Annotated in this window: 33 protein-coding genes; 10 read left to right on the top strand and 23 right to left on the bottom strand. The window is 48.5% G+C overall.

What is annotated here, in order from left to right; genetic code table 11:
* Positions 1–5 precede the first annotated feature (5 nt).
* The 7 genes from spoIIM to G9F48_RS13180 all read right to left on the bottom strand — a co-directional run bounded on the left by spoIIM (position 6) and on the right by G9F48_RS13180 (position 6742).
* Entirely contained in the window at positions 6–650 is a 645-nt protein-coding gene (spoIIM, locus tag G9F48_RS13210; RefSeq protein WP_165409610.1) for a stage II sporulation protein M, read from the bottom strand.
* Positions 651–726: 76 nt separating this feature from the next.
* Complete coding sequence (locus G9F48_RS13205; RefSeq protein WP_003153326.1) at positions 727–954, bottom strand: hypothetical protein; 228 nt, start codon at positions 952–954, stop codon at positions 727–729.
* Positions 955–1010: 56 nt separating this feature from the next.
* On the bottom strand, positions 1011–1301 hold the full coding sequence (locus G9F48_RS13200; protein WP_003153325.1) for a hypothetical protein: 291 nt from the start codon (positions 1299–1301) through the stop codon (positions 1011–1013).
* Positions 1302–1413: 112 nt separating this feature from the next.
* The gene (locus tag G9F48_RS13195) at positions 1414–2727 is read right to left on the bottom strand and encodes an NAD-dependent malic enzyme (protein WP_165409609.1); all 1314 of its coding nucleotides are present in this window, start codon (positions 2725–2727) and stop codon (positions 1414–1416) included.
* Positions 2728–2739: 12 nt separating this feature from the next.
* Positions 2740–4146 carry a Na+/H+ antiporter NhaC gene (nhaC, locus tag G9F48_RS13190; protein WP_127069534.1) on the bottom strand — a complete coding sequence of 469 codons (1407 nt, stop codon included), beginning with the start codon at positions 4144–4146 and terminating at the stop codon, positions 2740–2742.
* A 141-nt stretch (positions 4147–4287) separates the two neighbouring features.
* Positions 4288–5715, bottom strand: coding sequence for an aspartate ammonia-lyase (gene aspA, locus G9F48_RS13185; protein ID WP_003153322.1), 1428 nt, complete (start codon positions 5713–5715; stop codon positions 4288–4290).
* A gap of 37 nt (positions 5716–5752) precedes the next feature.
* Positions 5753–6742 carry a type I asparaginase gene (locus G9F48_RS13180; RefSeq protein WP_003153321.1) on the bottom strand — a complete coding sequence of 330 codons (990 nt, stop codon included), beginning with the start codon at positions 6740–6742 and terminating at the stop codon, positions 5753–5755.
* 176 nt (positions 6743–6918) lie between these two features.
* Between G9F48_RS13180 and G9F48_RS13175 the strand changes: the two genes are divergently transcribed.
* Positions 6919–7272, top strand: a complete 354-nt coding sequence (locus G9F48_RS13175; RefSeq protein WP_003153320.1) for a helix-turn-helix domain-containing protein — start codon at positions 6919–6921, stop codon at positions 7270–7272.
* Positions 7273–7282: 10 nt separating this feature from the next.
* On the opposite strand, the gene G9F48_RS13170 is transcribed toward G9F48_RS13175, so the two are convergent.
* Both G9F48_RS13170 and G9F48_RS13165 read right to left on the bottom strand, forming a co-directional pair.
* Positions 7283–8446, bottom strand: a complete 1164-nt coding sequence (locus G9F48_RS13170; RefSeq protein ID WP_165409608.1) for a TIGR00375 family protein — start codon at positions 8444–8446, stop codon at positions 7283–7285.
* Positions 8446–9000 carry an NUDIX hydrolase gene (locus tag G9F48_RS13165; protein WP_003153317.1) on the bottom strand — a complete coding sequence of 185 codons (555 nt, stop codon included), beginning with the start codon at positions 8998–9000 and terminating at the stop codon, positions 8446–8448. The genes G9F48_RS13170 and G9F48_RS13165 overlap by 1 nt, the downstream gene beginning before the upstream one ends.
* Before the next feature lie 78 nt (positions 9001–9078).
* Here G9F48_RS13165 and mciZ point away from each other — a divergent pair, with 78 nt between their 5' ends.
* The gene (gene mciZ, locus G9F48_RS13160) at positions 9079–9201 is read left to right on the top strand and encodes a Z-ring formation inhibitor MciZ (protein ID WP_003153315.1); all 123 of its coding nucleotides are present in this window, start codon (positions 9079–9081) and stop codon (positions 9199–9201) included.
* A 62-nt stretch (positions 9202–9263) separates the two neighbouring features.
* Positions 9264–10184, top strand: a complete 921-nt coding sequence (locus G9F48_RS13155) for an aldo/keto reductase (protein WP_060674371.1) — start codon at positions 9264–9266, stop codon at positions 10182–10184.
* Positions 10185–10216: 32 nt separating this feature from the next.
* On the opposite strand, the gene G9F48_RS13150 is transcribed toward G9F48_RS13155, so the two are convergent.
* Positions 10217–10441 (bottom strand): YqkE family protein, encoded by a 225-nt coding sequence (locus G9F48_RS13150; protein ID WP_060674373.1) that lies wholly within the window; start codon positions 10439–10441, stop codon positions 10217–10219.
* A 122-nt stretch (positions 10442–10563) separates the two neighbouring features.
* Between G9F48_RS13150 and G9F48_RS13145 the strand changes: the two genes are divergently transcribed.
* Positions 10564–11478, top strand: coding sequence for an alpha/beta hydrolase (locus G9F48_RS13145; protein ID WP_060674375.1), 915 nt, complete (start codon positions 10564–10566; stop codon positions 11476–11478).
* Positions 11479–11517: 39 nt separating this feature from the next.
* Here the strand turns inward: G9F48_RS13145 and G9F48_RS13140 are convergent, their stop codons facing one another.
* From G9F48_RS13140 to G9F48_RS13120, 5 genes are all read right to left on the bottom strand, one after another.
* On the bottom strand, positions 11518–11757 hold the full coding sequence (locus tag G9F48_RS13140) for a DUF2552 family protein (RefSeq protein ID WP_003153307.1): 240 nt from the start codon (positions 11755–11757) through the stop codon (positions 11518–11520).
* Positions 11732–12094: an iron-sulfur cluster biosynthesis family protein gene (locus G9F48_RS13135; protein WP_014305346.1), complete on the bottom strand. Its 363-nt coding sequence runs from the start codon at positions 12092–12094 to the stop codon at positions 11732–11734. The genes G9F48_RS13140 and G9F48_RS13135 overlap by 26 nt, the downstream gene beginning before the upstream one ends.
* 93 nt (positions 12095–12187) lie before the next feature.
* Positions 12188–13138, bottom strand: coding sequence for a bifunctional GNAT family N-acetyltransferase/GrpB family protein (locus G9F48_RS13130; RefSeq protein ID WP_165409607.1), 951 nt, complete (start codon positions 13136–13138; stop codon positions 12188–12190).
* Positions 13135–13479: an antibiotic biosynthesis monooxygenase family protein gene (locus tag G9F48_RS13125; RefSeq protein WP_003153298.1), complete on the bottom strand. Its 345-nt coding sequence runs from the start codon at positions 13477–13479 to the stop codon at positions 13135–13137. Before G9F48_RS13125 ends, G9F48_RS13130 begins: the two co-directional genes overlap by 4 nt.
* A gap of 12 nt (positions 13480–13491) precedes the next feature.
* Complete coding sequence (locus tag G9F48_RS13120; protein ID WP_003153297.1) at positions 13492–13962, bottom strand: GNAT family N-acetyltransferase; 471 nt, start codon at positions 13960–13962, stop codon at positions 13492–13494.
* Positions 13963–14177: 215 nt separating this feature from the next.
* On the opposite strand from G9F48_RS13120, the gene G9F48_RS13115 reads away from it, so the two are divergent.
* The 5 genes from G9F48_RS13115 to G9F48_RS13095 all read left to right on the top strand — a co-directional run bounded on the left by G9F48_RS13115 (position 14178) and on the right by G9F48_RS13095 (position 17445).
* The gene (locus G9F48_RS13115) at positions 14178–15404 is read left to right on the top strand and encodes a DNA polymerase IV (RefSeq protein ID WP_165409606.1); all 1227 of its coding nucleotides are present in this window, start codon (positions 14178–14180) and stop codon (positions 15402–15404) included.
* A 14-nt stretch (positions 15405–15418) separates the two neighbouring features.
* Positions 15419–15763 (top strand): YolD-like family protein, encoded by a 345-nt coding sequence (locus G9F48_RS13110; protein ID WP_015388046.1) that lies wholly within the window; start codon positions 15419–15421, stop codon positions 15761–15763.
* Positions 15764–15862: 99 nt separating this feature from the next.
* On the top strand, positions 15863–16069 hold the full coding sequence (locus G9F48_RS13105; RefSeq protein WP_003153294.1) for a YqzH family protein: 207 nt from the start codon (positions 15863–15865) through the stop codon (positions 16067–16069).
* Positions 16070–16142: 73 nt separating this feature from the next.
* A complete protein-coding gene (locus G9F48_RS13100; protein ID WP_165409605.1) occupies positions 16143–17213 on the top strand; it encodes an AI-2E family transporter in 1071 nt (356 codons plus the stop codon).
* A gap of 64 nt (positions 17214–17277) precedes the next feature.
* Complete coding sequence (locus G9F48_RS13095; RefSeq protein ID WP_159354341.1) at positions 17278–17445, top strand: DUF4083 family protein; 168 nt, start codon at positions 17278–17280, stop codon at positions 17443–17445.
* Between the two features lies 1 nt (position 17446).
* Here the strand turns inward: G9F48_RS13095 and G9F48_RS13090 are convergent, their stop codons facing one another.
* The 5 genes from G9F48_RS13090 to G9F48_RS13070 form a co-directional block, all read right to left on the bottom strand.
* Positions 17447–17842, bottom strand: coding sequence for a VOC family protein (locus G9F48_RS13090; protein WP_156735282.1), 396 nt, complete (start codon positions 17840–17842; stop codon positions 17447–17449).
* A 24-nt stretch (positions 17843–17866) separates the two neighbouring features.
* On the bottom strand, positions 17867–18826 hold the full coding sequence (gene coaA / locus G9F48_RS13085; RefSeq protein WP_165409604.1) for a type I pantothenate kinase: 960 nt from the start codon (positions 18824–18826) through the stop codon (positions 17867–17869).
* 75 nt (positions 18827–18901) lie between these two features.
* Positions 18902–20251, bottom strand: a complete 1350-nt coding sequence (dsdA, locus tag G9F48_RS13080; protein ID WP_165409603.1) for a D-serine ammonia-lyase — start codon at positions 20249–20251, stop codon at positions 18902–18904.
* Between the two features lie 16 nt (positions 20252–20267).
* Positions 20268–21044, bottom strand: a complete 777-nt coding sequence (locus G9F48_RS13075; protein WP_101312002.1) for an SDR family NAD(P)-dependent oxidoreductase — start codon at positions 21042–21044, stop codon at positions 20268–20270.
* A 5-nt stretch (positions 21045–21049) separates the two neighbouring features.
* Complete coding sequence (locus G9F48_RS13070) at positions 21050–22009, bottom strand: MBL fold metallo-hydrolase (protein WP_071391654.1); 960 nt, start codon at positions 22007–22009, stop codon at positions 21050–21052.
* Positions 22010–22404: 395 nt separating this feature from the next.
* Here G9F48_RS13070 and proC point away from each other — a divergent pair, with 395 nt between their 5' ends.
* Positions 22405–23247 carry a pyrroline-5-carboxylate reductase gene (proC, locus tag G9F48_RS13065; protein WP_165409602.1) on the top strand — a complete coding sequence of 281 codons (843 nt, stop codon included), beginning with the start codon at positions 22405–22407 and terminating at the stop codon, positions 23245–23247.
* Positions 23248–23280: 33 nt separating this feature from the next.
* Here the strand turns inward: proC and G9F48_RS13060 are convergent, their stop codons facing one another.
* From G9F48_RS13060 to G9F48_RS13050, 3 genes are read right to left on the bottom strand one after another with little or no spacing between them, the layout of a single operon-like run.
* Positions 23281–24027 carry a polyketide synthase gene (locus G9F48_RS13060; RefSeq protein WP_077722557.1) on the bottom strand — a complete coding sequence of 249 codons (747 nt, stop codon included), beginning with the start codon at positions 24025–24027 and terminating at the stop codon, positions 23281–23283.
* A gap of 49 nt (positions 24028–24076) precedes the next feature.
* Entirely contained in the window at positions 24077–25324 is a 1248-nt protein-coding gene (locus G9F48_RS13055) for a hydroxymethylglutaryl-CoA synthase family protein (protein WP_165409601.1), read from the bottom strand.
* A gap of 57 nt (positions 25325–25381) precedes the next feature.
* Positions 25382–26536 carry a cytochrome P450 gene (locus tag G9F48_RS13050; protein WP_003153276.1) on the bottom strand — a complete coding sequence of 385 codons (1155 nt, stop codon included), beginning with the start codon at positions 26534–26536 and terminating at the stop codon, positions 25382–25384.
* Positions 26537–26615: the final 79 nt, after the last annotated feature.

Below are 26615 nucleotides of genomic sequence, written 5' to 3'. Positions count from 1 at the left end.
TCATTCTAAAATATGTGTGATGACAGCTTTTCCATAAACAGCGGAGACACGTACGCTTCGAGCAGTGAAGCGATGACCGAGAAGAAAACGATGAGAATCAATACGAAGGCGTAGCGTCCGAACCATTGGATCGGCGCGTCATGAAGGCTGCGTTTGACAAACAGCTGCCGGATCAGTTTCAGTGAAAAAGCGATGGAGCATGTCCCCATGATAAGATATGCCGGAATGAGAACGATGTTTTGCGGCAGAACCGAAATAAATGACAGGAAAAACCCGTTCATCCCCATTTGATTCACTAAAAAACCGACCGTGAAGCCGACGACGATTCCTTTTAAAAACACCATAATGAAAATAACCGGAAGTCCGATTACGGAAATACCGAGAATCCACATCAGCCCCAAATATTTTACATCATGAAAGACGGCCTGCCAAAACATTTCTGAAGCTCCGGCATGTTTTCCGTCAGACAGCTGTCCGAAAAACTTGCTTAAATAGTAATACAAATCTTCTTTCTGCGTGATGGTCATGCTGTTGACGATGATCGCCCCGAAAATGACCCCCATCAAAAACAAGACGAACACAAATATATAAAGTGACAGATGATCCTTTACATGGCGAAAAAACAGTTCTTTGTACGATTGTTTTCTCATACCGCTTTCCTCCCGCTAATCTATTGACTTGATTTAGTAGATTGTATGAAAGAAAAGAGAAAACATGACAGAGAAATCATAGAAAGGCGCGAGATTCGGGCATAAAAAAAGAACCCCCGTCATCACTCCGGTGATCATAGGGGTTCCTTTTTTTATGCTTTATTCTTTCAAGCCTGTCTTTTTTGGTTTTCGTCACTCTTTCATGGGTGCTGAAAGACGGCGCCGTCCCCCTTGACAAGACTGCGTCACGCATCCCGTTTCTTCTGAGATGCTCCCGCATTTTTTTCGTTTTGCTCTTCGCCATGTGCCAATCGCTCCTTTTTGCCTTTTTTTTATCATAACAAAAAAATCCAGATGTGTTCATGAATACGGCTCATGTTTCGACCGGTAAGCGCGCAGAGACGTTTTGGCAGATGAATAGCTCCCCATGGCGGCGTATCCGTAAAAAAATCCCATAAAAATCCCCGCATACACGTGTTCATGGTGACCGAAAACGATAGACACAACATTTCCGGCAGCAAGGGCAATCGTGGGAACGAATATGCCCGGAACCCGGCAGAACACTTTGATCAGCTGTGTAACGCATAAGACGACCGGCACGCCGATCACAGCATCCCAAATATTTGTATGGATCAGCGGAAAATAATCCACATTGACACCTCTTTATTCCGTCTTTTGCTATCTGTTAGCCTGCCTAAGAATTCCGCTTCCTATTCATGATAAAAAAACAGCACCGGCACATGTCCGGTACTGTAAGAGTTGTTTATCTTCCTGCCGCGGCCCGTTCTACGGCTGCTGATACGGCCTGATGCACGTCCGCATCCAAAGGCTGAGGCACGAGATCGCCGTGTTTTGTGCAAGAGGCGATGGCTTCTGCGGCCGCCACAAGCATTTCATGGTCGATTTTCTTGCTTTTGGCGTTCAGCGCGCCGCGGAAAATACCCGGGAAGCCGAGAACATTATTGACCGAACGGCCGTCGGCTGCATAAGCGGCTCCGGCTTGTAATGCCTCTTCCGGTTCAATCTCCGGCTTCGGATTAGATAAGGCCAGAATGACATGTCCTTTTCTGACATCCTCTTTTTTAATGAGACCCGGAACTCCGGTGGTGCTGATCACAATGTCACACGTGTCCATTAAATCTTTGATGCTTCCAAGCGGCTGACCTCCGTACTGAGCGAGGCGGTTCATTGCGTCTTCTGACTTGTCCGTTCCGCAGACCGCTTTGACTCCGTATGCCATAAACATGCGGCAGATGGCGACGCCTGCCGCGCCGAGACCGATCTGTCCGACCTTCGCTTCTTTTAAATCAAGACCGGCGCTTTTACAAGCGGAAATGGCGGCGGCGAGCGTGACGACCGCCGTGCCGTGCTGGTCATCGTGCATAACCGGAATATCCAGTTCTTCTTTCAGGCGGTCTTCAATATCAAAGCAGTGAGGCGAACCGATATCTTCAAGCAGTATTCCGCTGAACCCCGGAGAAATGTGTTTTACCGTGCGAATAATTTCTTCCGGATCAGAGGTATCAAGCAAAATCGGAATTCCGCTGATACCCGCCAGCTGGTCAAAAAGCGCGGCTTTCCCTTCCATTACAGGCATTCCGGCAACAGAACCGATATTGCCGAGGCCTAGAATCGCCGTGCCGTCGGTGACAATGGCGACAGAATTGCTGATTGTCGTATAGATGGACGCTTTTTCAGGCTCGTTTTCAATCAGTCGGCACACATCGGCGACGCCCGGCGTATAAACACGGCCAAGCTCAGCCAATGTCCGGATCGGCATTTTGCTTTTCATTTGAATTTTGCCGCCTTCATGAGCAGAGAGCACTTCATCTGAGACTGTATGAAGCCGGATGCCTTCACCGAGAGCTTCAATGGCTTGAATGATTTCCTGCAGCTGCTCTTCATTTTCGGCCTGCACCGTGATGTTGCGCATTGTGTAGTTCGGGCCGACTTTAACGGTTTCAACTTCCCCGATATCTCCGCCCATCACTCCGATGGCGGTTGCCACTTTTCCGAGATTTCCGGGAACAGTCGGCGTTTCAATCATTAACGTCCGAATCATATGCTTTGTAATCATGAAATGAACCTCCTAACCCAATTTTTGAGATTGCAAGGATTTTTCTTTCGTGTACCAAATGAATTTCCCCGTGTATCCGTACAATATTGCCAGTCCGATAGATACAAAACTGAGCCACATGAACGGCAGATATGAAAATGTGGATACGCCGAGAATGCCGGCCATATAGATGCCGTTATCAGACCACGGCACCATCCCTGAAGTAAGCGTTCCGCCCACCTCTGCGTTCCGGGATAAAACTCTTCTGTCAAGTTTCAGTTTATCATAACTGTTCTCCATGATTTTCGGCGTCAGGATCAATGACACGTACATCGCACAGCCGAAAATGTTTCCTAAAAGGGCGACGATCAATGTCGAAAGCGTCACATTTCCCGGTGTGGTCAGCTTTTTCTCAAAAGTTGAGACAATCACTTTTAATACGCCGAGCTTCTCAAGAATTCCTCCAAAACCGAGACCGAACAGAATAACGACTAACGTATCCAGCATACCGGTAATGCCTCCGCGGTTTAACAGGCCGTTTAAAAATTCGACGTCCGTTTTAATAGAAAAACCATTATAAGCAGTCGCAATGGCATCGGCAAAATTCATTCCCTGAAAGACGGAAGCCCAGATTGCGCCAAGCAAAGCACCGATGACGATAACGGGCATAGACGGCTTTTTCAAAATCAGAAGGACAACGACGACAACAGCCGGAATGAGCATCCATATATGAATGTCAAACGTTTTCTGCAATGAAGATTTTAAAAATTCCACTTTGTCGAGATCAATATTTTTTCCGCCGTATATAAATCCCGTTACGGTAAATAGAATGGCCGTAATAATATAGGACGGAATTGACAGATACATCATCGCTCTGACGTGCGACAGCACATCCACCTTAGAAAGCGTGGAGGCAAGCACCGTACTGTCAGACAGCGGTGAAAGCTTGTCTCCGAAGTAAGCGCCGGACAAAACGGCTCCCGCTACGATCGGAAGCGGTATACCCATTCCCTCTCCGATGGCAATCATGGCGATTCCCGCGGTTCCCACGGTTCCCCACGACGTTCCGGTCGCAACGGACATAACGGAACAGATAACCAGTGTAGCCAGAAGGAAAATATGAGGATTAATAAACTCTAAACCATAATAAATTAACGTCGGCACAACGCCGCCGGCAATCCATGTCCCGATGAGCGCACCGACCGAAACGAGAATCAACACCGCTTCAAGACCGTTTGATATCCCGGTGACAATGGCGGACTGCAAGTCTTTATACGAATATCCCAGTCTGACTCCGAGAATAATAGCGAAAAACCAGGATATTAATAGAGCTAGCTGGATCGGCAGGTCTAAAAACACTGTGAACGATAAGACAAGTGCTAAAAACCCGAATAATAAGATAATAATTTCCAATAAATTTGGCAATCTGACCTCTTTCACAAGAAAATCCCCCTAGAAGAAAAAAGCTAAAACGCTTTCATCAAATGATATAACAAATTATACTATACTGCCTCATCCCTTTGTATGGCAACCGCCTATTCACTGAAAAACGTGAAAAGGCGGTTGTTGTTACTTTAAAATTTATTTTTCTAATAGATCTTTTCCGGCAATCCCCGGTTTTGTCATTTCATACGGATTCAAAATGATATCCAATTCTTCTTCTGTCAGTACATCATTTTGAAGGCAAAGATCTCTTACAGATTGCCCCGTCATGATGGCTTCACGGGCAATTCGCGCAGCCGCTTCATACCCGAGGTGCGGATTGACCGCTGTAATGACGCCGACGCTCTTTTCCACGTATTGCTTCAGGCGTTTTTCGTTGGCTTCAATTCCCGCCAGACAATGATCGGTAAATGAACGGAACCCGTTATTCATGATGCTGATGGATTGAAGCAGGTTAAATACGAGTACCGGCTCCATTACGTTAAGCTCCAGCTGGCCCGCTTCTGAAGCGAGGCAGATCGTATTGTCATTCCCGATGACCTGGAAGGCGATTTGGTTGATCAGCTCTGCCATTACAGGGTTGACTTTCCCAGGCATAATGGATGATCCCGGCTGACGGGCGGGCAGTGAAATTTCCGCAAGTCCCGCGCGCGGACCTGAAGCCATTAAGCGCAGATCGTTGGCGATTTTCGACATGTTCATCATGCATACTTTCAACGCGGCTGAAACTTCCGTATACGCATCAGTGTTTTGTGTGGCGTCAACCAAATGGCCGGCGCCGACAAGCGGCAGTCCGCTGATGTCAGCCAGGTGCTTCACAACCTGTTCTATGTAGCGCGGATCGGCGTTAAGTCCCGTACCTACGGCCGTTGCCCCCATGTTTACTTCATACAGATGCTGGCGGGATTGTTTAATTCGCTTTATGTCACGCTCAAGCACGCGGCTGTATGCTTCAAATTCCTGTCCGAGACGGATCGGCACAGCGTCCTGAAGGTGTGTGCGCCCCATTTTAATGACAGAATCAAATTGTTTCGCTTTATCTTTAAAGACACTGAGCATATGCGCCATCGTATCAAGGAGCTTATCCAAAAGTTTTAAGGTGGAAATATGGATTGCCGTCGGGAACACGTCGTTCGTCGATTGTGACATGTTGACGTGTGTGTTCGGGCTGAGGTGAATGTATTCACCTTTTTTATGGCCCATGATTTCAAGCGCTCTGTTGCCGATTACTTCGTTGGCATTCATGTTCATGGACGTTCCGGCTCCCCCTTGGATCGGATCGACGATGAATTGGTCATGCCATTTCCCCTCAAGGATCTCGTCTGCGGCCTGGACAATCGCATTTCCGATTCCTTCATACAGCCGTTTTACATCCATATTGGCAAGCGCCGCCGCTTTTTTGACGATGGCGAGCGCATTAATCATTTCTTCGTGGATGCGGTATCCGGTAATCGGAAAGTTTTCTTTCGCGCGCAGCGTTTGTATTCCGTAATACACATCAGCTTCAATTTGTTTTTCTCCGAGGAAATCTTTTTCCTGACGATATTCTTTTTGCGCGTTTGTCATGCTAAAACCCTACTTTCTCTTTGTGGTAGTCATGTTTTTACAGTACAACGTCGTCTGCGATCGGTGTCTCCATAATGTTTTTGACTTCAGCCAAGTTGTGAGACTGGCCGAGCGCCCACATTAATTTCGGCACGATGGCTTCCGTGTTCATATTTCTGGAGCGGATAATGAGATCTTGATTGACTCTTCGGCCGACTTCATAGACGCTCATGTCCTCTCCTTCTTCAAGACATTGTGTCGTAATGACGACGACAATGCCGCTTTCAATCATTTCATTGACTTTGGCGAGAATGTCTCTTCCTTCAAACGGCACGCCGCCGCTGCCGTAGCTTTCAATGACGATTCCTTTGTACATGCCCTTTAATGCGTCAAACATTTCCGGTTTCAGCCCCGGGTGGAGCTTGAGCAGGCACACGTCCGTGCAAAGTGAGGTATTGACCGTAAAGGCATCGTCTTTTGGCATGTGCACTTGTTTGTTGTATTCAATTCCGTTTTCGGTAATAAACGCGATATACGGATAGTTAATGCTCTCAAATGCATCATAGCTTTTCGTTCTTAATTTAATGGCGCGTGTGCCTTGAATGACTCTGCCGTCAAATACGACGTATACGCCGCCCACCCCTTCACATGCAAAGCGGATCGCGTCCGTGATATTTTTTTTGGCATCGGTTTTTTGAAATGTAATCGGGATTTGCGAACCCGTAATGACGATCGGTTTATCAGCATGCTGAAGCATATAAGACAGTGCCGCTGATGTATAAGCCATTGTGTCTGTCCCGTGCGTAATGACGAACCCGTCATATGCGTCATATTTTTCTTTGACAGCATTTGCGATTTCGGCCCAGTATTCAGGCTGCATATTTGTGCTGTCGATGTTCATTAACGAATGGGTTTCCATCGTGTAATCGTTATCAAGTTTTGATACGTAGGTTAACAATTCGTCTGCTTTCACCCCGGGTGCAAGCCCGTTTTCTCCTTCGACTGAGGCGATTGTTCCTCCGGTTGTTAACAGCAATAATTTTTTCATACCCTGCACCTCTTCATCCATTTCTCAAGATGTGTTAAGCATTCGCTTTTCGCATACTTTTAATCAAATTATAGACAGACGATTGAAATTAATCAAGTGATTATTATTCAATTCGCGTACACTTTTGCATATCGATATGATATAATTTGCTCAAGTGAAAAGGAGCGGTTTTGAATATGAATTTAGATCGTTTAACTGAACTGAGAAAAAAGAAAAATTGGTCTCTTCAATATACGGCTGACCGTCTCGGCATCGCCAAAAGCACGTACGCCGGGTATGAATCAGGATACCGGCGTCCGTCATTCGAGGCGCTGGGCACGCTTGCCGATCTGTTTGACACGACGTGCGACGATTTACTGGGGCGCACCGAAAAAAAGGCGGAGCCGTTTACCCAGACCATCGAATTAACAAACGCCGCACAAGGCCGCGGCACACTGACCGTTGACGGACAGCCGCTGAATCAGGATGAAATCATCGAATTGATTGCGTTTGTCCGCACGAAAAAGAAGGTGCAGGAGGAGCTCCGCTAAAATCCGGCTTTTACGGCTTGATTCTGCCGTACGTCCCTCCGCCCCCGGCCTCAAGGACGAGCTGCCCGGTGCGCGCTTTATGAATGACAGCCGCTATTTTAGGCTGGACGACACGCGCCAATTCCTCTTCTTGCGCCTGATGAAGAATCGCCATCTCCGTCCCAAAAGCCCGCTTCAGTTTGTCTAACGTTTTCGGCCCGACCCCCGGAATGAACTGCAGCGGGATTTGATGAATATACGACGGCCGCGGCACGCGGCTTTTTTTCGGTCCGCTCAGTTCCTCCAGCCGTTCACTGACCCCTTTTGTCATTGTTTTCCCCCCGCACTCCGGACAGGCGGAAGCTCCTTTTTCAACCGGGCCGCCGCAGCGGTCGCAAGCCGTCCGGTAATACTTCCCGAGCTTCGGGTTGAGCCCGTAATTCGCCGTGATTTTTCTTCCGTCCTTCCCTTTTAAAGCCAGCGAAAATTCCGTGAAATTCGCTTCTTTAAGAAGCATTTCATTATATTCTCTGCCGATTTTTCCTAAGGAATGCGCATCAGAATTTGTTAAAAATGTATACGGATCAAGTTCTGTTACCCGCGAAGCCATATCGGTGTCACAGCTTAACCCGAGTTCCGCCGCGTCAATGAGCGCCGGGTCGAAAACTTCTGTCAAAGAAGATATGACCCCTTTTCCGTACAGGCTTTTATGCGGAGTGAACATATGGGCGGGAATAAACAGCCCGCCCAATTGCTTTGTTTTCCTTTGAAGATTCAAACCGGTTTCATAAATACGCTGGGAGCTGAGATGGATATTTTTAAGCCTTTTTGCGAGCCACTCAGAAAACATCTTCATTTCGGCAAGAGACGGCATAAAGACGAGAACGTGAATCGGCCCGCGGCATGTGTGATCATAGATTTCAAGCTCACTGCCCAACAGAAGCGTCGTATTCCGATACCGGATGCCGCCTTCTTTCAGCTCACGGTATCTGCCTTCATCAATTCCGCGCTCGATTTCTTCTATGACTTCCGGGGAATGGCAGTCGATGATGCCCAATAGTTCAATTCCCTTCCCCTCACTGGCCTCTTCTAAAATCCGATGCAGCGTCAACGTTTTGGCCCCGGTGATTTTGACCGGTTTTCCCGTATAGGTGCGGCCGATATGAATATGCAGATCGGCATAGATGGTTTTCATCATTTTTCCTTCAGCGCTTCTTTCAGCTGGAGATACTGAATCGCGTACGCCGTTTTTGCGTCATACACCCTGCGGGATTCAATCAGCTTCACGGCCTCTTCAAGCGTGACCTGCATGACTTCGACAAATTCATCCTCATCCAGTTCGCGCTTTTCTTCCAGCGGCGAAAGCCCTTCCGCAAGAAAGAGATGCACGATTTCATCAGCAAACCCGGGTGATGTATAAAAAGCGGTGATTTTCGTCAAGGTTTCCGCCGTATATCCCGTTTCTTCCTCGAGCTCTCTTAACGCCGTATGTTCCGGCTCTTCCCCCTTTTCAAGCTTCCCGGCCGGAATTTCAACGATTGTCCGTTCCAGCGGCTTTCTGAACTGGTTCACCAAAATGATTTTTCCTTCCTCGGTCACCGCAAGTACGGCCACCGCTCCCGGATGTTTGACGATTTCCCGCTTGCTTGTTTTTCCGTTCGGGAGCTCTACATCCTCTAAGTAAAGATCTATGACTTTCCCGTCATACAGCTTTTTTTTCGCAAGTGTTTTTTCTTCTAAATGTTTCATCATGTCATCTCCCGTTCTGTCTCTCTATTATGCCTCATATATTTTATCATACATGCATGAGAGGGAGGTGCTTTTCGATTGAAGGTGTATCGGAAGGATAAAAGTATCGTATTGGTCGGAAAGGCGTGGGAAGTGCGGGCTAAACTGAAAGAATACGGACGGACATTCCGCTATGTCGGAGATTGGATCACCGGGCCTTAACAGTTGAAAACTTCGCGCCTTTATATTACGGTCAATAAAAGACTATAAAAAGGAGCGAAACGATGAGAAAACGCACACTGGGACATTCTGATTTAGAAATAAGCGAAATCGGGCTCGGCTGTATGTCGCTGGGCACGGATAAAGCTGAAGCGCTGTCTATTTTGGATGAAGCGATCGAGCTTGGAATCAATTATTTAGATACCGCTGATCTTTATGATTTCGGCAGAAATGAGGAAATTGTCGGGGAGGCCGTCAAAAACCGCAGGCACGACATCATTTTAGCCACGAAAGCCGGAAACCGCTGGAATGATGATAAAGACGGCTGGCATTGGGACGCTTCCAAAGGATACATAAAAGAAGCGGTCAAAAACAGCCTGCGCCGGCTGAAAACGGACTATATCGACCTTTATCAGCTGCATGGCGGCACGATGGAAGATCATATTGACGAAACGATCGAAGCGTTTGAGGACTTAAAACAGGAAGGCGTCATCCGGTATTACGGCATTTCCTCGATTCGTCCGAATGTCATTAAAGAATATGTAAAAAAATCAAATATCTCAAGCGTTATGATGCAATACAGCCTGCTGGACCGGCGTCCCGAGGAGTGGCTTCCCCTTTTAGAGGAGAACAGAATCAGCGTCGTCGCCAGAGGGCCTGTCGCTAAAGGGCTTCTTACGGAAAAACCGCTTGATCAAGCAGCCGCAAGCGTAAAAGAGAACGGCTATTTAACATATTCTTTTGCGGAACTGGAAGAAACCAAAAAAGCGATCAGCGCTGCCGCACCTGACTTGAGCATGACGGAGCTTTCCCTTCAATACTTACTGTCACAGCCGGCCGTTGCTTCTGTCATCACCGGAGCCAGCTCACTTGAGCAGCTGAGAGAAAACTGTTCGGCTGCAGAGGCCCGGCGTTTAAGCAGCCAGGAAATCAAAGCCCTGCAATACCATACAAAACGGGACGTATACGAAGCCCATCGTTCTTAAACAATAAAACCGGCACCTTGTCAGATGCCGGTTTATTTATATTTGTGCCAATCGAGACTGCTTTCATTCAGCAGCTCTTCAAAGCTTTTATTTTTTTCTTTTTCTTTTCGTTTTCTGATTTGTTCCGCTTTTTGCTGCGCCTGTTTTTTCTCGTCTTCTTCCTTCAGCTCACTTTTCATTTGCAAAAGCCTGGCCTTCAGATCTTCCCCCAGATCGTCTTTTAAGCTGTGTTTTTCTTTAGACAGCTGCTTTTTCATCATTACGCCCCCAGTATCTGAATATGGTGAAGCAAGTGTACCACGGAGCGCCGGAGGCCGGCAACGTTCACGGTCCCAAAAAGCCGGAGGAAGGATTTTTCATATGAAAGGAGGGTGCCTGTGTGAAAAAATGGCTGGCGGTGTTCGGTTCGGCTTGCGCAGTCTTTTTGGCTGCCGGATTCGCTTTTACGAATCTGATTATGTTTATGAAGAAAAAGACGGATGAAGATATCATGAAAAAAGAAACGGCCGACGGGCATGATAGATTTGATTCCTTTCAGGCCATGGAAAAAGAAGAGGCCGTCATCCTGTCACGCCACGGGTATGAGATCAAAGGCTTTTACGCCGCCCCGCATCATACGGCAAACACCATGATTATTTGTCACGGCGTTACCGTAAATTCGTTCAATTCATTGAAATACATGGATTTATTTTTAGATTTAGGCTGGAATGTGCTCGTATATGACCACCGCGGGCACGGAAAAAGCGGCGGCAGAACGACGAGCTACGGCTATTTTGAAAAAGATGATTTGGAAGAAGCCGTGAATTGGGTGAGACACAAAACGGGAGACGGCGGTCAAATCGGCATCCACGGGGAATCGATGGGAGCGGTGACGGCCTTATTATACGCGGGCGGGCATCAGGATGAAAACGGCGCTGATTTTTATATTGCGGACTGTCCGTTCGCAAGCTTTCGCGATCAGCTCGCCTACAGGCTGAAGCGGGAGTTCCGGCTGCCTCCGTGGCCGCTTCTGCCTTTGGCTGATTTCTTTTTGCGGATGAGAGAAGGATACCGTATCCGTGATGTATCGCCTCTATCGGTTATCAGCCGAATCCGGCAGCCCGTGCTGTTTATTCACAGTAAGGAAGATGATTATATACCTCCCGCTTCTTCCGAATTGCTGCACCGCAGAAAACGCGGCCCGAAGATGCTCTATCTGGCCGAATCGGGCGGGCATGCCATGTCGTACACCAAAAATCCGGAGAGCTACCGCAAAGCCGTTCAAACCTTTTTAGATACCATGACGCAAACGTAAAAAAGCGAAAGAACGTATGCTGGTTCTTTCGCTTTCCCGTCATAAAACGTCGGTAATCCCGTCCATATTTTCTCCGATCCAGTCAATGGCGAGGTCGATTGTCGTAAACTCCTGCGCTTTGAAGGTCATCTCATCCTGAAGCAGCCAGACATCCTTCTGAACGGATTCAGCGCCTCCGATGGACCAGTGCAGCAGACTGTACGGGTGGTTGTTGTTCAGAAAGGATACCCACGTTTTATGCTGTGCCGTCTGTTTAATGGCTTTCAGCTTTTGATTCACTTTCCGTTTCTCCCTGCTTTACTAATATGCTCATTCTCGGGCTCAGCATCTCTGCCGGGCTTTTTAAGACGAGCGTTTTTGCCTTTTCATTGTAATCGATTGTCATTTCCTCGTCAAAAAACACTTTTTGTGAGGTCTGGATGTAAAGCGGAAGTCCGTTGGTTTCAATGGCCTCGCATTGTCCCGTTAATTCGTCCGCCAGCCAGATGGTCGGCACGCCGCTCACCGCGCACCCGCAGCCTTCTGCGTCATAGCGGAGCTGCGCTTTTTTCCCCGGGTTGGCGTCCATCGCCTGCTGAAGTGTGTGTTTCGCCGCATCCGTCACATGTATTTGCATAGATGATCCTCCGTTTTTCATTTTCGCCATTGTAGCATACCGAGCCGCTGTATGCATTGTTTCTGCTTTCTTTACAGAAGCCCGCTCTCCCAGTCAGTCCTTTGCCTCTTGTTCAGCCGCCTTGATCCAGTCATTTTTCCCTTCACTATACTTTTCCATATCGTATGGGTATGCCTTAGCGAGCCGCCGTTTCAGTTCCATGTATTGAGCCGCTTTTTCAGGCTTTTCAGTGAGGTAATCCCGGAACAGCAGATGGCGCTTCACATCCGGATGGCCTGTTTCGTATATGTGGATGTGGTGTGTGCGCTTGCTGCCGCCTTTTTGAAAGAAACGCCGGCCCTCTATCCCGTTTTCTCCTTTCGCCTCATAGCCGAGTGCTTCCAGCTGCGGACTGAATCGGTCAGCGTCCGAAATATCTTTAACTTCCGCCAGTATATCAATGACGGGTTTTGCGGCCATTCCCGGGATGGAGGTGCTGCCGATATGGCTGACAGAATGAAGAGCGGGGCCGAAGATTCGGATCAAGTCCGCCTTCTCTCTTTCAAACATCTCTTTCCATTCCGGCTTGTACGGAACAACTTCCGCTTTCCTCTTCGGATAAAGATGAAAAAACGAGAGGGTCAGCCCTTCCGGCGTCTCTGTCTGTCCGGCTTCTATGAACCCGGTTTTTAAATAGAGAGAGACTGCCGGAACGTTTTGACTGGCGGTAGCCGCCTCTATTTTTTGGGCGTCCCGGTTTTGATCTATCACAAATTGAATAAGCGCCTGTCCGATTCCTTTCCGAAAGCCGGACGGGTGCACCGTCAGCCTGCATATGACAAGGTCATATCCCTTTTTTTCATACGAAATGACGCCTGCAAGCCGATCTTTTTCCTTGAAACCGGCAAACGTCTCCCGTGACCGCTGTATATCATCTGGTGTTTCATGCAGGGCGGGAATGCCGAAAAAGCCGATCAGCTCGGCTTCTTTTTGATAAGAGCAGCGTTGAACCGCCGCAATTTCCCGTGCCGTCTGTTCTTGTGTATGCCGTAAAAATGTAATCAATCTTCCGCCCCTTTTGACGCAAACATCCGCTGTGACTCCGTCTTCGTAATGCGGACCGCGTACGCTTCATACCAGGCGCTTTTTCCTTTTTGTTTTGCCGCCCGGTGGTCAGTATGGTCTTTCCACCTTTTAATCGCTTCCAGGCTGTCCCAGTAGGAAACCGTGATGCCGCAGCCGTTTTCCTCCCGAACGCTTTCCGCGCCTAAAAAGCCCGGCTGTCCGCCTGCCAAATTCATCATGCGCTCTGCCGTATGCTCATATTCCTCATCATATTTTCCCTTTATTGATGAAAAAATGACCGCATAATAGGGCGGTTTGGGCGTGTCAGCTAAAAAACCCATATACATCCCCCTCTACATATATTTCACAAACAGAATCCGGTCTTCTCCCGGACCGTCATAATTCGCAAAAACAGGGATTCCGTTTACGGTTTTGGTTCCTTTTTCAACTTCAAAGCCTAATTTTGTATGATAAGCGATTGATACTTTATTGACCGGTGCCGTCACGCAATTGACTTTTGTGCAGCCCCTTTTTTTCACCGTCTCCATAAATCGATCGTAGAGCTGTTTTCCAATTTGCATTTTTCTGAAATCCGGATGCACACCGGAAAAATGAATGTAGGCTGTCTCAGGGTCTGATTGTGACTGAAAACCGATTAAAAAACCGGTCATTCCCTCCGGCCCGTACGTGATAAAGCTTGTGTCCTGAAAATGTTCAAAAAACAAGCGCGGCAGTTTGTCTTTCATCTGCCTGCCGCCCCACCATTCATTCAAAACAGACGTAACCATTTCATAGTCTTCAGAGGTAATTGTTCGAATATCCATTATCGATTGACTCTCCTTTTCGCCCGGCAAAATGAATGTCAGCTCTTCTCATTGGAATATAAAAAATTATATGTGGGTTGTTTGCAATTGTAAATGATTTCTTTTCAAGCAAACGAATCAGCACGTCTTCCAGCCGGGGAATGATTTACCAGTATAAACGTGATCATTGTTCGGGTACAATGAAAAACAGAACAAACGTTCCCGGAGGTTTTTTTATGGCTTATATTCTTCTTGTTGATATGCAATCGTTTTATGCGTCTGTAGAAAAAGCGGAAGCGCCTCATCTCAAAAGCCGGCCCGTGATTGTCTCGGGAGATCCCGAAAGACGCAGCGGCGTCGTGCTTGCGGCTTGTCCGCTCGCCAAACGATACGGCGTAAAAAATGCCGAACGGCTGTGGGAAGCGCAGGCCAAATGTCCCGACGCCGTTATTGTCCGTCCCCGGATGCAGCGGTATATTGATGTATCCGTCATGATTACCGAACTGTTTGAACGATATACCGATCTTGTAGAACCCTACTCCATCGATGAGCAGTTTCTCGACGTGACCGGAAGCAGGCGGCTGTTCGGTGATCCTTTTACAATTGCCGAAAGCATTCAGCAAGCGATTATGCGTGAATTCGGAATTTATGCCCGTGTCGGCATCGGACCGAATAAGGCGCTCGCGAAAATGGCTTGCGACCATTTTGCCAAAAAAAACGCATCAGGCATCTACAGATTGGATATGTCAAATATCAGGGAGGATCTGTGGCCGCTGCCGGTCGGAAAATTATTCGGCATCGGAAAACGGATGGAGCATCATTTAAGACGGATGGGCATCAGCACAATCGGCGGGCTTGCCGGGCACCCCGCCGAACTGCTGAAAAAACGCTGGGGCATTAACGGCGAATTGCTTCAGCGGACAGCCCGCGGCATCGATCCCTCTCCGGTCACCGTCAACACGCACAGCCGGCAAAAAGCGATCGGCCATAACATGACCCTCCCGAGAGACTACAGCCGCTTTGAGGATATCAAAGTCGTGCTGCTGGAGTTAAGCGAAGAAGTGGCCCGCCGCGCCCGTTTCAAACAATACATCGGCCATACGGTTTCGGTCAGCATCAGAGGCGCTGATTTTGAATTCCCTTCAGGTTTTCACAGACAGAGAAAGCTGGTGTCTCCGACTAATTTCGGAATGGATATTTTTAAAGCGGCGGTCAAGCTCTTCAAAGAGCATTGGAACGGTGAGCCCGTCCGCAGCGCCGGCGTCTCCCTTTCCCAGCTGGAGCCCTGTGATTATGTTCAGCTGAGCCTGTTTGATGCTCAGGAAAAAAAGATCAGTCTCGGCAAAGTATTGGATGATATTCATGAGCGGTACGGCCCTGCGTCGCTCCTCCATGCCGCTTCACTGACAGAGGCCGGCCAAGCCTTTCACCGGGCTGAAAAAATCGGCGGGCATTACAAATAATTGAGGTGATATACATGAATCCGAACAAATTAACACCCGGGTATAATGTCATGTGGGAATCAAGCCGGATGATGCTGCCCGAACATCGGGAGCAGCTGCTTGCGAAAAAACGAAAAGAACGGGAATTCCGGCCTCCGGAACTGAGCGCAGAGCAACTGAACGACATGAACCGCATCATTGCGGCGTCGATTGAAGAAGACAGAGCCATCTCGGTCACCTATGCTTCAGCACACGGCCCCCGCCGCTTTTGGGGATGGGTAAAACAAGTGAGGCATGACGAAAAACGTTTAAAAATCATAAACGATGAAGATGCGTTAACGCTGCCGTTTCATCTTATTCTCTCGGCTGAACTGGAATAAAAGCCTAAATCGTCCTGACAGAAAATATGATAGAAGAGTGGGAGGATCACATGATATTTAGTAGAATAAAGATGAATGACAAGAATAGGAGAATATATGATGGATCAATTTATAGAAAAAATGCTGGGACAAGCCCTCCGCCAGTATGGACGGAATGTGTCGACAGATCCGCTGAGCCCCTATGAAAAACAGAGTTTAAAAAAAGCTTTAGAAGAAAGAAGGAATGAAGAACCCGATGAGGATCTCCATGCCCATGTAGAAGATATTATCTACGATTACGTCACCAATCAGGGGCAGTTTTCCTGACACGGACGTTTATGCACCGGGCGATAAGGGAAACGTCCGAGAGTAAACCCTTAAAGATTGCGTGGTGCAGGATATGCCTGTCGGGCCTTATTTCAAGATCGGCTATGCCGTTCTTCTGTTATTTCTCATCATTTATCTCGGAACATTAATAGACTTTTTGTTCCAGCCTGTTGTGATTACGGTTAAAACCTTGTTTCCGCCCATTGTATTATCGGGCGTCCTTTACTATTTGTGCCGCCCGCTTGTCAGAGTGCTGCATGCGAAATTAAAGCTGCCCGAAGGAATCGCGATTTTAGCGATTTATGCGGGAACAGCCGGCCTTTTTGTCCTCTTCCTTTATACGGCGGGCCCTGCCGTTCAAAAACAGTTTACAGCCTTCACAGATCATATTCCGGAACTTTCCGCAAAAGCTGAAAATTGGATCGGGCATCTTCAGGACAGCAAATGGTTTTCCCGGCTTCAGCATGGAGATTCCTTAAAAAAATTAGCGGACAAAGCCGCAAATTATTCCGGTTCAATCGCTGATTCTCTCAGCAGCCTGGCCGGTACGGCTGCCAATGCCGCCATCACCGCAGCCATTATTCCGTTTGCGCTGTATTACATGTTAAAAGAAGGAAATAAAGCCCCCCGGCGACTGCTGCGGCTTCTTCCGGAAAAACATCAAAAAGAAGGAAAACAAATCCTTCGGGACATGGATGAAGCTCTCAGTTCATACATACAAGGACAGCTGCTCGTCAGTTTCTGTGTCGGCGTTCTCGTCACAATCGGCTATTTTATCATCGGGCTCGATTATCCGCTCGTTCTGGGCGCGTTCGCCATGGTGACAAACCTGATTCCGTTTATCGGGCCTTGGATCGGCACATTTCCCGGAGTCATTGTCGGATTGTTCGATTCACCGACCGAGGCGGTGCTGGTGATTACGGTCGTCGTCATTGTCCAGCAGCTTGAAAGCCAGCTGATTTCCCCGCAAATTATGGGACGGAAGCTGGACATTCACCCGCTGACCATTATTTTTCTTCTGCTTGCCGCCGGCAAATTCTCAGGAATTGCCGGGATGCTGCTGGCCATTCCGGGATATGCGGCCGCAAAAGTGGTCATAAGCCACATGCAGAAACTGTTCATACTCAGAAAAAAACAAGGCTAGAGAGACACTAAAATGAAAAATGGCGGGCTCAGAGAAGCGCCCGCCGCACACGGAGGTAAAAAAGATGAACATCGGTGATGTCATTTTTCAATTGATCTCATTTATTGCAGCCGCATTTTTCCTGTTTGCCGTGATATACGTATTCAGAAGCTTGAAGCAGCGCCGCATACAATTGGACAGAATCGAAAAGAAACTCGACGCGCTGCGCGAAGAAAAAAACGAAAAGGTATAGTTCATTCAGAATCAGAGGCAGGCGCAACCAGCTCCACCTTTATCCGATCCGGGTCCTCCGTGTATACGGCGTAATGCGTGCTTCCGCCTGCATATGGATGGCGGTCCCTGTAAAGCACGGGGCATCCTCTGGCAAGCAGCTTTTCTGTCATCTCGTCAACCTGCTCTCTTGATGAAGCATGAAAAGCCAGATGGTTCAGTCCGACCCGGCATCTGTGGTACTCCGGTGTTAAAAAACGCTCCTTTGTCTGGACAAGCACAACATAAAATCCTGCGTTTTTCCAGCTGATGCCGGAGTCCCAATTTTGAAATTCCCTATAACCGAGCTCACCTAAAAACCATCCCCAAAACCGGGTGGAGGCTTTCAAGTCAGATACATACAATTCAATATGATGCATCATAATATTCGCTTCCTCCTTACATCACACACGCCTTACCAACACCTCTTCAACTTTATGGCCGTCACCTTTTCTCAAAATCAAATCCGACCTGAATTTTGTCGGCAGAATATTTTCATACAGATTCGGACGGTTGACGCTCTCCCAAATGGAGGCGGCCATGGTATCCGCTTCTGCATCAGATAAATCCTTAAATTTATGAAAATAAGAGGCCGGATCCTGAAAAGCGGTTTCCCTCAAAAGACGGAAACGCTCCAAATACCACGTGAAAATCCGGCTTTCTTCGGCATCCACATAAATCGAAAAATCAAAGAAATCCGATACAAAAATCCGCGGATCTTCCCTGTCGTCCTCTAAGGTCGGCGACTGCAGGACGTTGATTCCTTCGATAATAACGATATCCGCACCTTCAACCACTTCGACGGCGCCCTCTTCCCTGTCATAGGTAAGATGGGAGTATACGGGCGCCTCCACTCTCTCTTTCCCTGACTTTATATCGTTCAGAAACTCAAGCAGCGCTTTCACATCGTAACTTTCCGGAAATCCCTTTCTGGACAGAAGGTTTTTCCTTTTTAATTCCGCCGTCGGATACAAGAAACCGTCGGTTGTCACCAGGCTCACCTTCGGCCTGTCCGGCAGACGGGAAAGAAGCTTTTGCAAAATTCTCGCCGTCGTGCTTTTGCCGACGGCGACGCTGCCCGCGATTCCGATGATAAACGGGATTTTCGCTGAATGCGGATGTTTCAGAAACACGTTGACATGCTGATTCCGTCTTGCGGCAGACGTGACATGAAGATGGAGCAGGCGCACAAGCGGAATGTAAATCGTTTCTACTTCTTCCACCGACAGGTAGTCATTCAGCCCCTCTATGGCCTTGGCTTCTTCCTCTGAAACGGCAATGGAAAGATGGCCGCCGAATCCGGCCCACGACTCGCGGCTGTGCTGCGTATACAATGTATGTAAGTTCAATTCTTTACTTTTCACAATTCACACCAATCTCTCTGTATGGCTTTCCGATTAAAAAACAAACGCTTACAAAGATTGTAACGGAAAACCGCCTCACTGTCTGCCCATTTTTTTCACAAATGAGGAACCGATCCGGCTGTACTCTTCCATTTCCTCCTTGGGAACCATGCTTCCGCCGGTGCTCCACACAAGGTGCACGGCATTTTCCATCTCAAGCCCCCGCTCTTTTATATAACGGTTACCGGCTTCGGTCTGAACGAACTTGACGGCTCCGGCCATACCGGCAAGTGCAGAGGGTTCAAGGCTCTTATTCTCGGCCGCTCTTAATTGATAAAGCAGCGAAAAAAGCGTGCCGTCATCAGCGGTATAACAGCCGCTGAGTATAGGCTCCATCAGAGGGCCGGCCAGTCCGGACGGCCTTCCCACCGCAAGTCCGTCGGCGGCTGTTTGATTATCAAGGCCGATATCCTGCACGCTGATTCCGTCATGCAAGCCGGAAAACAGTCCTAACAGCATACACGGTGAATGCGTCGGCTCACCGAAAAAAATATGGACATGCCCGCCATAGATCAGCTTTAGCGCAAGCGCGACGCCGCCCGGGCCTCCTCCGACCCCGCACGGCAAATAAACGAAAAGCGGTTCATCTGCACCAGGCTTTATGTTCATTTGATCGAGCTGCTTTTTCACACGGCATCCCGCAATGGCATACCCCAAAAACAGATCCCGGGAATGCTCATCATCAATAAAATAACAATAAGGGTCCTGCTTCGCCTGCATGCGCCCCTCTTTGACAGCCAGACTGTAGTCTGCTTCATATTCGATGACGCGAACCCCCTTTTCCCGGAGCAGCTCCTTTTTCCACTGTTTTGCGTCACTGGACATATGAACGGTCACACAAAAGCCGAGCTTCGCGCCGATTATGCCGATACTCAGACCTAAATTGCCCGTAGAACCGACGGCTATAGAGTATTTTGAGAAAAAAGCGGTAAACCGTTCTTCAGTCAATATGCTGTAATCATCGTCTGTTGAGAGCATTCCCGCTTTTACCGCGAGGTCTTCGGCATGCTTCAGCACTTCGTAAATCCCGCCGCGCGCTTTAATGGAACCGGAAATCGGAAGTTCGTCGTCGCATTTCAAAAGCAGACGCCCGGGGAAAGCCTGAGCGGCGCTTTGTTCCAGACGCTTTTTCATTTCATTGATGAAGACAAGCGGAGACTCAATGAGGCCTCCCGCCGCTTCCGTCTCCGGAAAAGCCGATGCGATATAAGGCGCAAACCGGCGCAGCCTTTCTTCCGCTTCGGCAATCTCCTCTTTCCATTCAGCGCCATTCTTTACCGGATCATCGGTTTTATGCGGGTTGATCCAAAATACTTCACGCGCCTCCGCCATTTGCCTGACTAAAGGCTCTGTCATCAATGCCTTGTGTATATCCCGGTCGGACATTCCTTTCTCCCCCTTGTTACTTTTTCTTTAATGCGCGGCCGGCCAGTTTTTCTGTAAACGAAGGGAAAAGCTGATACAGCTTCGTCCCGAGGCTCATCCATCGCGGAAGATTCATTTCCCGTTTATCCGTCAGAATCACGGATGTAATACGCTCTGCCACACGGTCGGCATCAAGCATCCATCTGCCGACGCTTTTCACATAACCGCCCTCTTTATCTGCAATTGTAAAGAAGTCTGTTTTGATCGGACCGGGATTAACCGTTGTCACAGCTACACCCGTACCGGCCAGCTCAAGCCGCAGCGCATTGGAATATCCTAAAACGGCGTGTTTCGTAGCGGAATAAAGGCTTGATTTCGGCGTCGCCAATTTGCCGGCCTGTGAGGCGATATTGATAATATGGCCGCTTTTCGCATGAAGCATCACCGGAAGACAGGCCTTCGTACAGGCGATTAATCCGAAGACGTTGACTTCAAACATTGCCTTCATATCCTCCAAAGATGAATCAGCGGCCGTTTCAAAAATGCCGAAGCCGGCGTTGTTGATTAATACGTCAACATGACCGATCAAACGCCTTACGTTTTCAGCCTCTTCTGCATGCCGGACGTCAAACGGAATGACATCACACTGTCCGCCGCGCGCGGTAATGGTTTTTTTCACTTCCTGCAAGCGGTCCTCCCGCCTGGCGGATAAAAAAACATGAGCCCCTTCTGCCGCGCAGGAATATGCAAGCCGTTCTCCGAGTCCGCCGGATGCTCCGGTGATCCAAATCCGCTTATCCGTTAATCTGCCCATTTCCTTCACCCCTTCACAGCTTTAAACATCAGAGTGCTTCCCGACTGAAAGGATTCGGCCTTCCCTTTTGCAGCCAGTACGTCAAGATGGCCGATCGTTTCTGACATCGTTAAAAATAATTCATTTTCGTACACAGCCGGAAACAGCCGCCGGCATACCTGGAAAGCCGTCAGCGTTTCCTCTGACAACAGGCGCAGCACATATTCCGACCGGTTTCTCTGTTTTTCAAGCCGCCTGTCAAAAGCAGGCTTTACGTCTGTCAGCAGATCGCCGTGTCCCGGATATAAAAAGGACGGGTTTACGTCATACAGCCGCTTCATTGAGTTCAAGTAGTCGAGCATCGGGGCCGCGCGCACGCCCCCCTTTTCCGGAGCTTCCAGAATCGGATTGGTGGAGCTGTTGGACAAAAGCAGATCGCCGCTGAACATTTCACCGCTTTTTTCATGGTAGAGCGCAATGTGAGAAGCGGCATGACCCGGGATTTCGAGCACCGTCCAGCCGTTAAGCCCGTCGATTTTTCCGCCTTCTCCCACTGTTTTCGTTAACGGACGGTTTGCTGAAAATAAGTATGACAGCTTAACTGTTTTATGTATGTCTTCAGGCGTCAGGGGAACGCCCATTTCAGTCATAAGCGACAGAAAAAAGTCCTCCTGCCGGGCGATATACGACTGATCCTGAGTAATGTACCTGTCATTCAGCGGATGCCCGATCACTTCCGTATCCTCGGAAAAAAGGTGCAGCAGACCTGAATGATCTGCGTGATGATGAGTGAGCACCACCTGTTCTATATCCGCCGCAGAAACGCCGTGTTCCTTAAGCTGAAATGAGAGCGATTCAGCCGCTTCCTTTGTATTCGGGCCGCAGTCAATAAGGGTTAAGGCTTCATCTTTTATTAAATAAACGATAACGTCGCCGACTGCAAACGGAGTCGGCACACGTATCGGAATGATCTTTCTCGCTGCCATGTTTACGCTCCTTCGTTCTTTTCATTCCTGAATAATCATATTTTAGCGTTTTCTTTTCACTGTGTCATTATTGCCGCATATCGGAAAAAAAGATTGACATCCCGCTCTTTCGCATAGCATAATGAACAACAAACTAGAAAACACGGAACGCGACGACGAGGAACTAGTATATAAACAACGGCAGCAGAGAGCAATGTCCCCGGCTGAAAGACATTGCGGCCCTCTTGTTTACAGAACCTGCCCTCAGAGCGGTTAGGAAAACCTAAACGTATCCCCTCGTTACGGGATTTGAGCTGAGCACGGCTGATTCGTGCTAATGTAAGGTGGTACCGCGAAACCTTTTCGTCCTTTTTGACGGGAAGGTTTTTTTGTGTTTTAGAAGAAGGAGGATTTATATGAAGAAAATCGGTTTTATCGGGGCCGGATCAATGGCGGAAGCAATAGTGAACGGACTGCTGCAAAGCGGAATGACAGCCCCCGGACATATATATATGACAAACCGGTCAAATGACAGCCGGCTTGAAGAGCTCCAAAAAACGTACGGAGTGAAACCGTGCCGGGATAAAGAAGAGTTTTTCAGCAATACCGACATTATTGTTCTCGCCTTTAAACCGAAAGATGCGGCAGAAAGCATTGAGAACATTCGCGAATACGTGAAAGATCAGCTTGTGATTTCTGTCATCGCGGGGCTGACGATTCACACGATTCAGCAATATTTCGGCAGAAAGCTCACCATCATCCGGGCGATGCCGAATACATCCGCGGCCATTCAGCAATCGGCGACCGGTTTTTCCGCAAGCTCCGAGGCGAGTGAAGCTGAAATCCGGACGGCAAAAGAGCTTCTGGAAACAATCGGAGAAGCGACGCTCTTTGAAGAAAAACACCTTGATGCCGTCACAGCCATTGCCGGAAGCGGTCCCGCCTATGTGTACCGGTATGTCGAAGCGATGGAAAAGGCCGCCCTTCAAGCCGGCCTGCCGGAAGAAACGGCAAAAGAGCTGATTTTACAAACCATGGCCGGGGCGACGGAAATGCTCAGAACAAGCAGCAAACGGCCTGAACGCCTGCGCAAGGAAATCACAAGCCCCGGCGGCACGACTGAAGCAGGCCTTCGCGCATTAGACGAGCGCCGCTTTGAAGAAGCCATCATGCACTGCATCGCAGAAACCGCAGCCCGGAGCGCCGAAATTAAAGAACAATTCGCAGGCTCCGTTCTGCAAAAGACGGACCAGTCATAAAGCATGGGGCATCCCATGCTTTTTTCATTCTGTTTAACTGCCGTATAAACGGCTGATTCTCTCTTTTACTTCAGGAAGATGGAATGTGGCTTCGTGCATGTTTACCTCTTCCTCAACCGCTTTTGCCAGCTCTCTTTTGATGCGTGCGGTCACATTGGTTTTCAGCGCAACCAGTGAGGCTCTCGGTTTATCCGCCAGCAGCCGGGCCAATTCGCGGCCTCTTTGAAGGACGTCTTTTTTCGGCAGCACTTCAAACGGAACACCCCGTTTTTCCAGAGCGGCGCCGCTGAAGTTCGCGGCCGTAAACAGCATTTCTTCCCCGAGGACAATTCCCAGTTTTTCAGGCACAATATACGTCGCGCCCATTCCCGGTGTAAATCCGTACTTCATATAATTACAAGAATAAAAACTCTCTCTGCTTAAAATCACGAAATCCGAGCTCAGACCGATCGTAAAGCCGGCTCCGATCGCATGCCCCTGCATGACGGAAATCACAGGGATCCTGCAATCCAATAAAAGACTGTGAAGCTTTAAATCTGTAAATTGAAGCTTTCCGCTCTGAATGGTCAAAAGCCCCTCCTGCGTTCCTCCCGTGCAGAAATAATTTCCGTAACCCGTCAGAAGGACGGTTTTATAGGACGGATGGGCATTGATGTCTTGGAATACCCGGTGCAGCTCTCTTACAAACTCTTCTGACAGCCCGTTTTTCCCGGCCGTATCCTGCATTGTGACCTGCACAATGCCCGGTTCTGTTTCCTGTACATCAATCATTGGATTCATGTTTATTCTCCGTTTCTTTAAAAATACTCAAGTCTTTCCGGCTCTTATACTAGGTCGTCCATTCATACTTTCTGTGAAACTCTTTTATTTCAGTCAGCACTAATCGCGTTTTTCCTTGATGCGCATTCGGGATGTCTGCTGCGGGCGCGGCATTTCTTGTGCCGAATTTTACGATGCCGCTGTCTTGGAGCAGCCGGTCATAATCAGCCATCGATAAACGGACGCGTTCATCCAAATGCCGGCTGATCTGAAATTGATTCTGCCGCGCACGGCTTTGCGGCATAACGACACCGCTGTAAAATTCAGAGCAGCAGCCCGAACCGTATGAAAAACAGCCGACGCGTTTCGGCGTTTCAAAAGAGCCGTTATCAATCGTGCTGGCAAGAGATAAAAATACAGTGGCCCCCATGATGTTGCCGACGCGCTGGCAGTATTGAATCCCAGGCAGCACGCGTTGCTGAAAATCCGCTTCAATGTCTTGCGGCTTAGCCTTTGCCAATTTTCTCATCATCGTCCGATGCGCTCCTTTTACCATTCCGCCAAACGGAGTATGAAAAGAAAGGTATTGAAATGTATTCTTATAATCCGCCCCGCTCACACGCTTTCGGTATTCCTGAAATGATTTTTCACAGCAGTCCAAATAAGACATGAGCGACAGATCAGCATCCCCCGCTTCACTATCCGGAATCGGGCGGCAGGTATCCATGACTTCATACCCGTAATACCCGCTTGCGCCTTGATCAAGCAAAAAGACATGAGGGGTGCTGCTGACTAAAAGCGCCACAGCTCCCGCCCCCGCACTCGGTTCGGCATAGGACCATTCCTCCGTCAACGCGTCACCGCCTTCAGCCACTAAAAAGCGGGAAATATCCGTTCCGATGATGAGCGCTTTCGCTCCCGGCGATGTTTGCGATAAGATGAAATTCACGCCCATTTGAAACCCGGCCGTTAAAGAATAGCAAGCCTGTTTCACCTCAAATAACCGGCAATTCCGCTTCAGCTGCAAATAATCATGGACGTATGTACTGATGGATTTGCCAAAATCAATCCCGGATTCCGTACAGGTAATGACCATTTCAATCTGATTCCGTTCCTCTTCTGACAGAGAGTCGATAATCGGTTTTGCGGCATTTACGGCGAACGTAATCGGATCTTCAAACGGAAGCGCCACCACTTTTTCTTTCATCAGCAGGTTCTCAAACCTTTTTTTATCCAAGTTCCGATGTTCCGCAAGCTCCATGACGTCTACATACGCGGTTCCGCCAAACACGTTCATTGCTTCGATTCCTACATTCATTTCTCCAAGCCCCCAGAGTAAAGAGGCTTCCTGCGGAAGCCTCTTTTATTTTTTCGTTCAAAACTCAACAAGCAGCCTGTCAACGCCGTGAAATACAGGGCTCGGAACCAGATTCGGCTCTTGATCCTCAGTAAAACGCCATGCGGGCATCTGTTCAAAAAAGTGGGAAAGCGCGATTTTCGCTTCAAGCCGGGCCAGCGGCGCTCCTAAACAATAATGGCTGCCCTGACCGAATGACAGATGCTGATTCGGCTTTCGTCCCAAGTCAATCTGATCGGCATTTTCAAACTTCTTTTCATCTCTGTTCGCCGATCCAATCCACGCATACACTTTTTCTCCGGCCGGAATCGTTTTTCCGCCAATCTCGCTCTCAACCGCGGTGTAGCGGGTTACCCGCTGAATGGAAGGTCTGAGGCGGATGACTTCCTCAATAAAGTCAGGAAGGAGCGCCTTATTTTCAAGCAGCCGGGGCAGAATATGCGGAAACTCCTTGAGACTGAGAAATGAATTTCCGATCACATTTTCCGTCGTTACGTGCCCCGCGACGATCAACAAGCCGCAAAAACCGATTAATTGCTTGTCTGACAGCGGCTCTCCGTCTAAATCAGCTGAAATTAAATGGCTGATTAAATCATTTTGCGGCTGTTTTCTCCGCTGTAAAATAAACTGCATGAAGTATCCGATCATCTGCTTTTGCACTTCATTCATTTTCTTTTCATCTTTTACATTCTGGCTTTGGTCGACCCAGCTTTTAAAGATATCCCTGTCTTTCGGAGGAAATCCTAAAAGCTCTGCGATCACGATAATCGGAAGCGGAAATGCGTAATCTTCAATAATGTCCATCCTGCCTTTTGAACGGACGGCCTGAAGCAGGTCATCAGCGATAGCGGCTATACGCGGTGCAAGAGACTCAACCGATTTCGGCATGAACGGCTGATTGACCAATTTTCTGAAGACGGTGTGTTCAGGCGGGTCCATTTTCAAAAGGCTGTCTTTGTTAATATGCCGGATCATTTTTTCCTGCTTGTCCGCACTTAAGTATTTATGATCGGAAGAAAAATGACTGTAGTCAGAAATCACCCGCTTCACTTCATCATAGGTGAAGATTTCCCAGCAATCTTCCTTTTCATTGTAATGAACGGGAGAGGTTTCTCTCATCGTTTGGTACCACTTGTACGGCTGCTGCTGTCTGATTTTTGTTAAACTGGTCATTTTCATTCCTCCAAGATGTGTCCAAGATTTGAAATGACCCGCCAAAGCTTACGAGTAAACCCGGCGGGCGGATATGTGA

The organism is Bacillus sp. EKM420B (genome assembly GCF_011065565.1).
Taxonomy (GTDB): Bacteria; Bacillota; Bacilli; order Bacillales; family Bacillaceae; genus Bacillus; species Bacillus velezensis.
This window is presented reverse-complemented; position numbering and strand designations above follow the sequence as displayed.